At 38.1% G+C, this 14,286-nt stretch carries 10 protein-coding genes; 3 read left to right on the forward strand and 7 right to left on the reverse strand.

The genetic code is table 11. From position 1 onward, the window contains the following. Positions 1-61 precede the first annotated feature (61 nt). Positions 62-1,321 carry a hypothetical protein gene (locus LV716_RS14610; RefSeq protein WP_163418524.1) on the forward strand — a complete coding sequence of 420 codons (1,260 nt, stop codon included), beginning with the start codon at positions 62-64 and terminating at the stop codon, positions 1,319-1,321. 38 nt (positions 1,322-1,359) lie between these two features. Here the strand turns inward: LV716_RS14610 and LV716_RS14615 are convergent, their stop codons facing one another. The 7 genes from LV716_RS14615 to LV716_RS14645 form a co-directional block, all read right to left on the reverse strand. After that, complete coding sequence (locus LV716_RS14615) at positions 1,360-2,376, reverse strand: DUF3829 domain-containing protein (protein WP_163418525.1); 1,017 nt, start codon at positions 2,374-2,376, stop codon at positions 1,360-1,362. Positions 2,377-2,513: 137 nt separating this feature from the next. Continuing rightward, on the reverse strand, positions 2,514-4,325 hold the full coding sequence (locus LV716_RS14620) for an acyl-CoA dehydrogenase family protein (protein WP_163418526.1): 1,812 nt from the start codon (positions 4,323-4,325) through the stop codon (positions 2,514-2,516). An 81-nt stretch (positions 4,326-4,406) separates the two neighbouring features. Further along, on the reverse strand, positions 4,407-5,597 hold the full coding sequence (locus LV716_RS14625; RefSeq protein WP_163418527.1) for an acetyl-CoA C-acyltransferase: 1,191 nt from the start codon (positions 5,595-5,597) through the stop codon (positions 4,407-4,409). A 27-nt stretch (positions 5,598-5,624) separates the two neighbouring features. Beyond that, positions 5,625-5,993, reverse strand: coding sequence for a four helix bundle protein (locus LV716_RS14630; RefSeq protein ID WP_163418528.1), 369 nt, complete (start codon positions 5,991-5,993; stop codon positions 5,625-5,627). A 41-nt stretch (positions 5,994-6,034) separates the two neighbouring features. Beyond that, the gene (locus LV716_RS14635) at positions 6,035-8,440 is read right to left on the reverse strand and encodes a 3-hydroxyacyl-CoA dehydrogenase/enoyl-CoA hydratase family protein (protein WP_163418529.1); all 2,406 of its coding nucleotides are present in this window, start codon (positions 8,438-8,440) and stop codon (positions 6,035-6,037) included. Between the two features lie 13 nt (positions 8,441-8,453). Beyond that, positions 8,454-8,900: a MarR family winged helix-turn-helix transcriptional regulator gene (locus LV716_RS14640; protein ID WP_163418530.1), complete on the reverse strand. Its 447-nt coding sequence runs from the start codon at positions 8,898-8,900 to the stop codon at positions 8,454-8,456. Between the two features lie 138 nt (positions 8,901-9,038). Next, a complete protein-coding gene (locus LV716_RS14645) occupies positions 9,039-10,811 on the reverse strand; it encodes a long-chain fatty acid--CoA ligase (protein WP_163418531.1) in 1,773 nt (590 codons plus the stop codon). A 369-nt stretch (positions 10,812-11,180) separates the two neighbouring features. Here LV716_RS14645 and pflB point away from each other — a divergent pair, with 369 nt between their 5' ends. Next, positions 11,181-13,406: a formate C-acetyltransferase gene (gene pflB / locus LV716_RS14650; RefSeq protein WP_163418532.1), complete on the forward strand. Its 2,226-nt coding sequence runs from the start codon at positions 11,181-11,183 to the stop codon at positions 13,404-13,406. A gap of 118 nt (positions 13,407-13,524) precedes the next feature. Next, positions 13,525-14,238, forward strand: coding sequence for a pyruvate formate-lyase-activating protein (gene pflA, locus LV716_RS14655; RefSeq protein ID WP_255674481.1), 714 nt, complete (start codon positions 13,525-13,527; stop codon positions 14,236-14,238). The last annotated feature ends 48 nt before the right edge of the window (positions 14,239-14,286 follow it).

Raw genomic sequence — 14,286 nt, forward strand, 5'->3', positions numbered from 1 at the left:
CTCAAAAAGTAGTAATATTTCTTTTAAAGAGTGATGTTTGTATTGACCAAAATGTCCTACAATGAAAAAACAAATTACTTTACTTTTTATAATATTCTTTTCTATTGGTTTATCTGCGCAATTAAATTTTGAATCTGGATATTTTATTGATAATTCAGGAAATAAAACCCAATGTTTAATTCAAAGTGAAAAATGGATTGTTTCGCCTGAGAAAGTGTTGTATAAATTAGATGAAAATTCTGAAATAAAATCATTTGCTATTGAAAACTGTTTAGAGTTTAGAATTGGTGATGCGGGTATTTTCAAAAAAATCACAACAAATTTTCCAATTACTCCATCTCGCTTTGAACAAATAAGTATAAACCAAGATATAGAGTTTGTTTCTAAGACAGTTTTTGTTCAAAAAATAGTTGGCGGAAAAGCTTCTTTATACTGGTTTTCAGATGAAAAAGGAATAGTGTATTTGTATAGTAAAGAAGATGGGCCCATTCAACCTTTGATTTATTATGAATATGTTGATGAAACCCAAAAAATGAAGAAGGTTAATACCTATAAATCCCAACTAATTAAGGATTTTGAATGTGGGAATACCCCAATGGTTCAACAAATTAAGTATAATAGAAAATCTTTGATAAAGTATTTTAAAACGTTAAACGAATGTTCTGGATACAATGAATATGTCATTTTTAAAAAAGTCACGGCACAAAAAAACAAGTTCCCAATAACTTTAAAAGCATGGGTTGGAATTCAACGTAATACTTTTGAAATGGGAAATTCTTTGGCTGTTAATAGTTACGATGATGAAAATTTACTGAAATATGGTGCAGAAGTGGAATCGTTTTTTCCTTATTTCGGTTTGAAGGATATCTCTGTATTTTTCGCAGCAGATTATAGTCGCTCAGAGAAAGAATTTAATGCTACAAGTCAAACTGATATTTCCGTTACTGATACTTTTTTAAAAGCAGAATATGAAATTCTTGAAATGGAAACAGGACTGAGGTATTATATTCCTTTAAGTCCCAAGAATTATATTTTCGTAGATGCTGGTCTGGCATTTAACATACAATCAGAAGTTACTCTAAATAAAACCTCTACTCGCAGAGTGTTGCAAAGAGCACCAACAACAACCAATGAAAAGCAATCAAGGTCTTTGGATAACGATACTGGAGGTTTTTTAGGAATAGGCTATTCTTACAATAAAAGAGTTTTTTTGAGATTCAATTGGCGATCTAAACAAAATATCTTAAACCCTAGCATACCCACTATGGGCACAGATGAAATTTCTAGAAAGTCCATTTCACTGGGGTATTCATTTTGGTAGAATTCTTATCAATAGAAGGCTACAATTCCATCATTGCTTTAGTCTATGTTATTCGAACTGTTTATCACGCTATCGGCCGCATCCAAAACTTTTTTATGGCTAGAAGAAGCAAATTGAAGGCCCATGCGTTCTACAATCGATTTCATGGCAGCGTACTTTTTTGAGCTGTCAATGAGCTCTCTAAAATTTCTACTTTCCTTAATATAAGTGTCAATGGTAATATAATAGCTAACAAAGGGAGAAGGTCTGCTAATGTTCAATTCTGCTTTAACCCGTTCTTTGTCGCTGGCTAATTCTTTGAATGCACTATAGTGTTTTATTAGATTTTGAAGGTCTTTGTCAAAAGCATCCATATCCAACTTTGTATACTCATCATAGCTAATATTGTAAAGAGGTGCACTGTGGGATTTAATGCTATTGATAATCATTCCTTTGTTGTAAAGTAGCAGTTGGTCATTGGTTTTATACTCCTCCATTGCTTCAAATGATAGTTTCTTATCAATTTCCTGAACGGCCAACCCCAATTTGGAGCTTGCCTCCATAAAATCTTTAATCGGTTTTCTGACCTTAAAGTATAGTTTGGGAGATTTAGCAAAATCATCGTCTTTATAAGACTGGAGTTTGTAGTAATCTGACAATTGCTGTAATGCTGGTCTTAGTTCCTTATAGGCTGTGACGAGTTGCGGACCTAACACGTCCAACTCTTTTATTTCTGGTTTTTGGTGTAAAATTTCTTCCAATCTAGTAATCGCACTATTCTCGGGAACCGGTGGTACAAAATAAGTCTTTTGATCTTTTAGTGGATTTCCCGTTTTATCGTTTATAAGATTGTACAATGCATTATATGAGCGTTCAACTCTGGGGCTTACGTTGTTCCATACAGCTACATAGACGTTATATTTATTAATGTAAGCCTGTTTTTCGTCTATGGTATCTTCAGCCGTAGTTTCTTTACTGTCTGTATTGACAGATTCCTTTTTTTGGGAATTCTCTCCACAGGAATAGGTGGTCAGCGTTACTATACTTAGGATACATAAGGCTTTTAATATTTTCATTCGTAAGAAGTTTTTAGATTTTCTCAAAGATAATCGCGTGAATAATACAGGAAACCCCTGTTTTCCGTTAAATAAAAAAACCGCTCTAAAACTTAGAGCGGTTTTCAAAATCAGCTTTGTCTCAAGCATTATTTGAATTAGTCAAAGGTATACCCATTATCCGCAGCAACTTTATCTGCTATTTGTGTACGCAATGCTACGACATTGGGTTGATTTGTATATTTTGTAAAACGTTTTAGTCCCATAAGCATCATAAGCTGTTCATCACCTTCTGAAAAAGAAACAATCGCTTCCTTACCTTTTTGGGAAATAATGTCCACAGCTCTATATAGGTACAGTTTGGACATTGCAATTTGGGTCGCTTGTGATGTTTCTCCAAAGCGTTTAGCATTCTTCTCGGTACGTAAGATAGTGGATTCTGCCAAATAAACCTGAATCAAAATATCTGATGCCGACATTAACAATTGTTGATGCTCTTCTAATTGTGGGCCAAACTTTTGTACGGCACTACCGGCTACCATTAAAAATACTTTTTTTAATCGTGCGATTAAATCTTTTTCTTCTGCGAAGAGTTCTGAGAAATCTGGAGTGTCAAACGATGGGATTCCCATTAATTCTTCTCCAACTGCAGTGGCAGGACCAAGCAGGTCGACATGACCTTTCATCGCTTTTTTGACCAACATGCCAACGGCCAACATTCTGTTTATTTCGTTCGTTCCTTCATAAATTCTGGAAATACGGGCATCTCTCCACGCAGATTCCATCGGTGTATCGGCACTAAAGCCCATTCCTCCAAATATCTGAATACCTTCATCTGTTGTGTGCTGTACATGTTCTGAAACGGCCACTTTTAAAATAGAGCATTCGATAGCATATTCCTCAACACCTTTCAACTCCGCTTCTTGGCGAGAATTGCCTTCGGATTCACGAATAGCGATTCTATCCTCAATATTTTTTGCCGCCCGGTAACAGGCTGACTCATCTGCATAGGCATTGGTAGCCATATCAGCAATTTTCGCTTTGATAGCACCAAAATTTATAATTGGGGTTTTAAATTGAATACGCTCATTCGCATATTTTGTAGCTTCATTGATTACTCTACGTTGCGCTTCCAAACATGCTGCGGCCAACTTGATTCGCCCCACATTTAAAGCGTTCATAGCTATTTTGAATCCGTTCCCTCTTTCAGATAGCATGTTCCCAACAGGTACTTTTGTTTCGCTAAAGAAAACTTGTCGGGTAGAGGAGGAGTGTATCCCCAATTTCTTTTCTTCATCACCTAGGGTGATGCCATTGCTAGGGTCATTTTCTACAATGAATCCCGTGATATTTTTATCATCTTCTATTCTCGCAAAAACGATGAACACGTTACAGAAACCTGCATTGGAAATCCACATTTTCTGTCCGGTGATGTTATAATGCTTTCCATCTTCCGATAAAACGGCCTTAGTCTTGCCCGAGTTCGCATCGGAACCAGCACCAGGTTCAGTAAGGCAATAGGCTCCAAACCATTCTCCAGAAGCTAATTTTGGTACATATTTTTGTTTTTGTTCTTCGGTTCCATAAAGGGTAATGGGCATAGTTCCTATTCCGGTATGTGCTCCAAAAGCAGTGCTGAACGAACCGGTTGCTCCCGAGATATAATCACAAACCAACATAGTGGATACAAATCCCATTCCCATACCACCATATGATTCCGGAACAGCTACGCTCAAAAGACCAAGTTCTCCAGCTTTGCGCATGGTTTCTTCGGTGTAGGCATAGTCCTTTTTCTCAAATCGCTCCCAATGTGCCCATAGTTCTCTGTCTACAAACTCCTTGGTACTTTCACGCATCATTTTCTGTTCCTCGTCCAAGTCCTCAAGAGTGAAAATATCTTCACAGTCGGTCTCTTTTACCAAAAATTGGCCACCTCTTAGGATTTCTTTGTTTAGGGTCTCAGTACTCATTGTAATAGTATTAAGTGTTTAGCAATATGTATTGAGCGTTCATTGAAATCTGACTACTCAATACTAAAATCTCATTTCTTGTTAATTCAAAAATTCATAAATCCCCGCAGCACCTTGCCCGGTTCCAACGCACATGGTTACCATTCCATATTTTCCTTTCATATCGCGTTTGCGCATTTCATCAAATAACTGAACAGATAGTTTTGCACCTGTACACCCCAGCGGGTGCCCCAATGCGATTGCTCCACCGTTCACATTAACGATTTCCTGGTTTAAATCCAGTTCACGCATTACGGCCAATGATTGCGAGGCAAAAGCTTCGTTCAACTCTATAAGCTCAATATCATCTTGTTTCATTCCAGCTTGCTTTAATGCTTTTGGAATGGCCTTTACGGGACCAATCCCCATAATGCGGGGTTCTACACCGGCGGCGGCATAATTTACAAGACGGGCAATAGGCTCAAGGTTTAATTCTTTTACCATTTCTTCGCTCATTACCATTACAAAAGCTGCACCATCGCTCATTTGGGAAGAATTACCTGCTGTTACGCTTCCTCCTGCTGCAAATACTGGACGTAGTTTGTTGAGTGTGGGAATGTTAGTTCCTTTTCTTGGGCCTTCGTCCTTATTTACTGTGTAGGTTTTAGTTTCTTTTTTTCCAGCTCCATTTACAAAAGTATGCTCCACGTCTATGGGCACTATTTGTTCTTGAAATCGGTTTTCCTCTTGTGCTTTTAAAGCTTTCATGTGAGAGCTGTATGCAAAAACATCTTGGTCTTCCCTGGAAATTTTGAATTGTTGAGCAACAGCTTCCGCAGTGAGGCCCATTCCCCAGTAATAATCCTCATTTCCTTCTTTGGCAGTGGCATAATCGGGAGTAGGTTTATATCCTCCCATAGGGATGTAGCTCATACTTTCCGAACCACCAGCAATGATACAATCCGCCATCCCAGATTGAATTTTTGCAGTAGCAATTCCTATAGTTTCCAATCCTGATGCGCAATAGCGGTTCACAGTAACGCCCGGTACATCGTCAATATTTAATCCCATCAACGAAATCAATCGTGCCATGTTCAAACCTTGTTCTGCTTCTGGCATGGCATTCCCAACAATTACGTCGTCGATTCTTTTTTTATCAAGACTAGGCAGTTCTTTCATCATATGTTCAATGGTTTCTGCCGCAAGTTCATCTGGTCTTTTAAATCGGAACAACCCTTTAGGCGCTTTACCAACTGCAGTTCTGTATGCTTTAACTATATATGCTGTTTTCATTTATTCTAGATGTTAGAATTTAAGAAGTTAGATTTTAGATTCTTGATATTTGAATTTTTTGATAAGCGAATGATTGATTTTTTGAATCTCAGTTAGATTTTCTAGAATTGGTGATATTTTATCTTCGCTTATCAAACATAACTTTTGAGATAGTAAAAATTGAGTAGAAAGTTCGTTGATGGAACCATTGGCGATTCCAAGAAAATTTCTGAACTCACCGTTTGTATTTCTTCCAGCACCCTCTGCGATATTTGAAGGAATGGATACCGCACTTCTTCTGATTTGACTTTTAAGTCCGAATTTTTCGTCTTTTGGAAACGACGTGGTCAGCTTATATATTTCTTCTACAAAGCCCATTGCTTTTTTCCAGATAATCAAGTCTTGAAAATTATGCATAATCTAATATCTCAAATCTAATATCTTAATTCTATTCGCAATTAATTGCGAAGTGGTTTACCTGTTTTCAACATATGTTGTATGCGTTCCAATGTTTTTCGTTCGCTGCACAGTGATAAAAAGGCTTCACGTTCCAAATCCAAAAGATATTGCTCAGACACATAGCTAGCTTCTGATAAGTCTCCACCAGCCATTACATAAGCCAATTTATCGGCAATCTTTTTATCGTGTTCAGAGATGTAATGTCCCGCTTCCATCGAATCTGTCCCAACTAAGAACATGCCCAGTGCCTGTTTGCCAAGTACTTTTACGTCTTTTCGTTTTGCAGGTTTCGTATAACCAGCTTCTGCCATCAGTTTGGCATGTGCCTTTGCAGTAGCGATTTGCCGGTCTTTGTTTACGACAATTACGTCTTTGCCTTTCTGCAAAATCCCTAAGTCAAAGGCTTCATAAGCCGAGGTGGACACCTTTGCCATTCCAATGGTCAAGAAATATTCTTGAAGGACATTGAGTTCAACATCATTTTTACGGAATGTGTCGGATGCCCGTAACGCCATTTCTTTGGATCCTCCGCCACCGGGAATGACACCTACGCCAAATTCCACCAACCCTATATACGTTTCCGCAGCTGCAACAACCTTATCGGCATGCATGGAAAGCTCACAACCACCGCCTAAACACATACCATGTGGAGCTGAAATTGTAGGGATTGAAGAATAGCGCATGCGCATCATTGAATCTTGGAACATTTTAATCGCCATGTTCAGCTCATCATATTCTTGTTCCACAGCCATCATGAAAATCATTCCGATATTGGCACCTACTGAGAAATTTGCGGCTTGATTACCAACAACCAGCCCCTGAAAATCCTTTTCAGCGATATCGATAGCTTTGTTCAATCCTGAGAGCACATCGCCACCAATGGTATTCATTTTGGATTGGAACTCTACATTTAAAATGCCGTCTCCTAAATCCTCAACGACTACGCCACTATTTTTAAATACTTCGTTTGATTTTCTAATGTTATCAAGAATGATAAATGCATCCTGACCAGGAATTTTTTCCATTTCCTTTTTAGGGATGTCGTAAAAATGGGTGGCTCCGTCCTTGACCGAATAAAAAGAAGTTATCCCTGCTTCCTTCATCGCCATTACCCAAGAAGCAATCTCTAAACCTTCAGCTTTCGCAAACTCGATGCCTTTATCCAAACCAACGGCATCCCAAATCTGAAAGGGACCGTGTTCCCAACCAAATCCAGCCTTCATGGCATCGTCTATCTTATAAAGTTCATCGGAAATCTCTGGAATTCTGTGGGAAACGTATGCAAATAATGCACCAAAACTTTTTCTGTAGAATTCTCCTGCTTTGTCTTTTCCAGCAGTTAGGACCGAAAACCGTTCAACGACTTTATCAATGGTCTTCGTAAGTTCCAAAGTAGCAAACTTTGCACTTTTTTTGGAACGATATTCCATCGTGTCCAAGTCCAAAGTGAGGATTTCGCTTTTACCGTTATCACCCTTTACTTTTTTGTAAAAACCTTGTCCCGATTTGCTTCCGAGCCATTTGTTTTCCATCATTGTATTGATGAAATCCGGTAGTTTGAACAATTCTAAGCGTTCGTCGTCTTTACAGTTCTCATGAATTCCATTGGCAACATGTACTAAAGTATCCAATCCGACCACATCTACGGTCCTAAAGGTTGCAGATTTTGGCCTGCCAATTACTGGGCCGGTAAGTTTGTCCACTTCTTCAACGGTCATTCCCAAATCCTTGACCGCATGAAATAGACTTTGAATGCTAAAAATACCTATTCGGTTTCCTATAAAGGCGGGAGTATCTTTAGCGACTACGGAAGTCTTTCCAAGATATTGTTCTCCATAACCATTTAAAAAGTCCAATACTTCTGGGGAAGTCTCAGGGCCAGGAATAATTTCAAAAAGTTTAAGGTAACGGGCGGGATTGAAGAAATGTGTACCGCAAAAGTGCTCTTTAAAGTCATCACTTCTTCCATCGCTCATGAATTTAATTGGAATTCCAGAGGTATTGGAAGTAATCAGCGTACCTTCTTTCCGGTATTTTTCCAGATTTTCGAATACTTGTTTTTTAATATCCAATCGCTCTACGACGACTTCGATAATCCAATCAACTTCACCTACTTTTGAAATATCGTCCTCAAGATTACCTGTGGCTATTCTACTAGCAAATTTTGTATGATAAATAGGGGACGGTTTAGATTTTAGAGCGGCTGTCAAAGAATCATTGACCAATCTATTGCGTACTGCCTTGTCGTTCAAGGTTAAGCCTTTCGCCTTTTCTTTATCGTTAAGTTCGCGGGGTACGATATCCAATAATAAAACCTCGACCCCAATATTTGCAAAGTGGCAAGCGATTCCGCTTCCCATAATACCAGAACCTATCACGGCAACTTTATTGATATGCCTTTTCATTTAAGAATTAGAATTAAGTTGTTGTTTTTATGTATATTTTTTTGTCTGAGATGAGTTTGTTGATGACTTCTGTGGTCTTAAAAAAACTCAACAAATCTTCTTCGGAAACATGTTCTTTCACCACGTCGTTAAAACGTAGAACCACATCTTTGGAATCTCTTCTTTTTTCCAAGCCCAAAGCCGTTAAATGAATGAGTACCCCTCTTCCATCCCTTGGATTTGGTTTACGCTGGATATATCCTTTTTCTTCAATACTTTTTAATATTCTGGACAGGCTTGTTGCTTCCATTCCCATTTTTGGCCCCAATGCAGTACTTGGAGTACCTTTTTTTGGGTCTATACTCAATAAAGTAAAACCAATTGCCATGGTAAGCCCATAATTTTTTGCCTCTTCATTGTACATTTTGATTACGGCCTGCCAGGTAGCTCTTAACGCATAATCAATAGTCAATTCTTTCATAGAACTTGTTTGGTGTTTTCAAATATAGGAAAATTTATTATGCATGCATAATAAATTCGATTAAATAAATCCTAATAAAACAAATAAAGCTCTGTGTTCGACAGAGCTTTGTTTTTACAATAGATTTTTAATTAGATACTAATGTGAATAAATGCTATCGTATAAATCTTTATACTTTTCTTTAATGATTTTTCTCCTAAGTTTCATAGTAGGTGTCATGTGTCCATCATCGATACTCCAAGCATCAGGGGTTAACCTAAACTGCTTTACTTTTTCCCATTTGGCAAATTCCTCATTGGCCAAATCCACCTCTTCCTGTATTCTTGAGATAACTTTTTCATTCAAGATAATGTCTGAGTTTTGTCCTAAAGTAATATCATGGCGTTTGGCCCATTCGTACAAAAATTCAAAATTGGGTTGAATCAAGGCAGCTGGCATTTTCTCACCTTCGCCAACGACCATTATCTGCTCAATAAAACGAGATTGTTTAAAACGATTCTCCAATAGTTGAGGTGCAACATATTTACCGCCAGAGGTTTTGAACATCTCTTTTTTACGATCCGTAATCTTCAAAAATCCTTGGTCATCAAGCTCACCTATATCACCTGTATGGAAGTAACCATCTTTTAATACTTCGGCCGTTTTTTCTGGGTCTTTGTAATATCCCATCATAACTTGTGGTCCCTTTATGCAGATTTCACCATCGTCGGCAATCTTAACTTCAGTTCGGTCTATTGGGATTCCTACGGTACCAATTTTAAAACCGTTTTTTCGCATATCATTAACTGAAATTACAGGAGAAGTTTCGGTCAGGCCGTACCCTTCCATTACGCCCATCTCTGCAGCATTGAAAATACGGGCCAATCTAGGTTGCAGTGCTGCACTACCAGAAGCTATCAATGCAAGATTCCCTCCTAGGCCTTCTTTCCATTTACTGAAGATTAATTTTCTGGCCAATGACAGTTTTTTTTCATACCACCAACCATTCTGTCCATAAGGTTCATATTGCAATCCAACCTCTACGGCCCAAAAGAAAATATTCTTTTTTATACCGCTTAACGCTGCACCTTTCGCAATAATCTTATCATATACCTTCTCCAACAATCTTGGTACAGCGGTCATTACATGTGGTTCAGTTTCCTTAAGATTATCACTAATAGTTTCCAAAGACTCTGCATAATATATGGTAACTCCCCTAAATTGATATAGATAAATCAGCATACGTTCATACACATGACAAAGGGGTAGAAAACTCAATGATCGGGTCTCGCCATCTACGATAGGAAATCGTTTTGAACTTTCTATGGCATTGCTTACTAGATTATCGTGGGACAGCATGACCCCTTTTGGGCGCCCCGTGGTTCCCGATGTATATATTAAAGTTGCTAAATCTCCTGGAGTAACTTTCTCTTTTAATTGTTCTACTTCATCTTGATTGGAATCATCTGCGCCTAGTTCCAAGACTTCTTTCCAGTTTTTGCAATTAGGCAACTCATCAAAGCAAAAAACATCTTTTAATTTTTTGATTTTTGGACTTACTTCCAAAACCTTTTCCAAAACCTCGCTACAAGACACAAAACAATACTTTGCTTCGGAATGGTTGAGCACATACTCATAATCCGAAGATGATATCGTTGGATAAATTGGCACGTTTTGCGCTCCGATCTGAAGAATTCCAATATCCATGATATTCCATTCTGTTCTATTGTTCATGGAAATGACAGCGATTTTATCGTTAGGCTTTACACCCATTCTCAAAAGCGCACGGCTTATGGCATTAGCTTGGTCAATATAATCTTTGGTTGAAGTGGCCACCCATTTACCATCATATTTTGTGACCAACGATTTTTCAAGAGGAAATTTTTCCAATTGATAGTACGGAAAATCGAAAAGTCTAGTAACTGTTTGCATAGTAAGTTTCTGTAAAGTAATTGCAAAATAGGGAAAGGAAGCCGGATTATAAAATGAGTTATTCAAAAACCCTCCTAAATAATTGCCAATCTTACAAGAAATTTAGTTTCATAATCATACGAGACACCTTAAATCCCAGCACTTTATAGTGATTCAATATAATTGATAGACTTTGTTTTTGGACATTTTTTGCAACAGTATCGCTTCGTGTTTCCATCTACTTTTATTGAATTAAAAAGTACTTTTTAAGCAAAAATTAGCATTTCTTAAATACGACACTGATAATTGTCATCTTTATTATCGAATCTAGCTACTAATTTCGAGCTCTATAATTAGCATGTATTGTACAAAATAGTAATTGGATAAAAGATGGAAGTAAAACAGTTTAAAGAAGGTATTTGGACAGAAAAAATTAATGTTAGGGATTTTGTCATCAATAACATAACCCCGTATTATGGAACACATCATTTTTTGACAGGTCCAAGTTTAAGAACCCAGAGATTGTGGGATATCTGTAAAGAAGCTACCAAGGAGGAACGTCAGAACAAAGGTGTACGTTCCTTGGATACGGACACAATTTCCACTGTAAGCGCATTTGATGCAGGATACATTGATAAAGAGAATGAAGTAATTGTTGGATTGCAAACCGATGAGCTTTTAAAACGTACAATGAAACCATTCGGAGGGTTTAAAGTAGTACAAAAAGCATTATCTGAGCATGGTTTAAAACCCAACGATTCGTTGACCGAATTGTTCTCCAAATATGTTAAAACACATAACGACGGTGTTTTTGATGCCTATACAACAGAAATAAAAAAATATAGATCTCTCGGTTTTTTAACGGGGTTGCCCGATAATTACGCTAGAGGAAGGGTCATTGGTGATTATAGGAGGATAGCACTGTATGGTATTGACTTTTTGATAGCGTCCAAAAAAGCGGATTTAGAACAAATCCAAGGACCAATGAGTGATGAGGTCATTCGTTTACGTGAAGAGGTGTCCGATCAGATCAAGGCGCTAAACGAAATGATCGAATTGGGCGACAAATATGATTTGAACCTTAGAAGACCAGCTCAAAATGCGCAAGAAGCCGTACAATGGACTTATATGGCTTACTTGGCTGCTGTAAAAGAACAAGATGGAGCGGCAATGTCTTTGGGCAATGTTTCTACTTTCCTCGATATTTTTATCGAAAATGACTTACAGGATGGGCTTATAACAGAAGAGGAAGCACAGGAATTCATTGATCAGTTCGTAATGAAGTTGCGTATGGTTCGTCACTTGCGAATGGGAGCTTACGATGAGATTTTTGCAGGTGATCCTACTTGGGTAACTGAAGCGATAGGAGGAATGTTCGCTGATGGCAGGACCAAAGTAACCAAAACCTCGTTCCGTTTCTTGAACACCTTATACAATCTAGGGCCATCTCCAGAGCCGAACATGACCGTGCTTTGGTCTCAAGATTTGCCACAAAACTTTAAGGACTATTGCTCAAAAGTTGCTATTGATACCTCATCCATTCAGTTTGAAAACGATGAATTGATGCGGAACAATAGAGGTTCGGATGACTACGGAATCGCCTGTTGTGTTTCGTACCAAGAACTAGGAAAATCAATTCAGTTCTTTGGTGCTAGGACCAATTTGGCCAAAACACTGTTATTGGCGATTAATGGAGGCCGTTGTGAAATAACGGGAACCCAGATGGTAGATGGTATTGAAATGATGGACGATACGTATTTGGATTTTGACAAAGTAATGGCCAATTATAAAATAGCAATGAAAGAAGTTGCAAGGGTGTACAACGATTCAATGAACATCATCCATTACATGCACGATAAGTATTACTACGAAAGAGCACAAATGGCATTGATCGATACCAATCCTGCCATTGATATTGCCTATGGTATTGCAGGTGTGTCGATTGTTGCAGATTCACTATCAGCGATTAAGTACGCAAAAGTAAAGCCTATCAGAAACGAAGAAGGGTTGACCGTTGATTTTAAGATTGAAGGAGAGTTCCCTTACTATGGGAATGACGATGATAGGGTAGATGAATTGGCCAAAAATGCTGTAGCTGATTTTAACCATGAATTAAAACAATTGCCAGTCTATAAAAATGCGAACCCTACGATGTCCGTATTGACGATAACATCCAATGTTGCTTACGGTAAAAAAACGGGGGCAACACCAGATGGAAGGGCTAAAGGAGTACCATTTGCACCAGGTGCAAATCCAATGCACGGGCGAGATTCCAATGGAGCCATCGCATCATTGAATTCTGTCGCCAAAATTGATTACAACGACTCTCAAGACGGTATTTCGAATACCTTTTCAATAGTACCAAAATCGTTGGGAGCTGATGAAGATGATAGAATTGATAACCTATCAACAATTCTGGATGGTTATTTTTCCAGAAACGCTCAGCACATCAATGTCAATGTCTTGGACAAAGAAACGTTGTTAGATGCCATGGAACGTCCTGAAGAGTATCCACAGTTGACCATTAGGGTATCGGGATATGCTGTGAATTTTGTAAGGTTGACCAAGGAGCAGCAAATGGAAGTGATAACACGTTCCTTCCACGAATCAATGTAGATCCATTAGTATTTTGTAAGCATCTGGAGAGAAGTGTAAAGGCTTTTTTCCAGATGCTAATTTTTTAACCAATTCACTGCTTATCATACCAGAAGAACATACCTTACGAGTACACTCCATTGAGTCATTCGGAACACATGACGGTCCTGGAATACGACTTGTTATATTTTTACAAGGCTGTAAATTAAAATGTGTATACTGCCATAATCCAGACACCATAGACATGTCTGGAGGAAAGGAATATCCCATTGAAGAACTTGTGGAAATGGCCTTGAAAATGAAATCCTATTTTGGAAAAAAAGGAGGGGTTACAGTTTCGGGAGGTGAACCTTTGCTCCAATCGAAAGAATTGGTTTCTTTCTTTAAAAGGCTTAAGGAAGAAGGCATCCACACAAACTTGGATACCAATGGTAGAATTCTAAATCATTTTGCAAAGGAGTTGTTAGACGATTATACCGATTTGGTCATGCTGGATATCAAACACATGACTGAAGATGGGTTTGAACGCATTACCGGTATGAAGAATAAGGAAACCACCTTCAATCTGGCAAAGTATAGGGAAGCTTCAGGAAAAAAAATGTGGCTTAGATATGTACTCATACCCAATGTTACCAACCATGCCGACCTTTTGCACGATATGGGAAAATATTTCAAAGATTACAAAACCATTGAAAAGATAGAGCTACAACCTTACCACAAACTAGGAGTTCATAAATGGGAAGCGTTAGGGTGGGAATATCAACTAAAAGATGCTAGGGAAAACACCGAAGAAGAAATACAGGAAGCAGTAGCAATACTAAAAAATTATTTTAAAGAAGTGAAAATCAATTAAAAAGGTTCTAAAAACTGCACCATCTAAACTTAGAAAATATTTAAAACC

Source organism: Flagellimonas sp. HMM57 (assembly GCF_021390175.1).
Taxonomy (GTDB): Bacteria; Bacteroidota; Bacteroidia; order Flavobacteriales; family Flavobacteriaceae; genus Flagellimonas.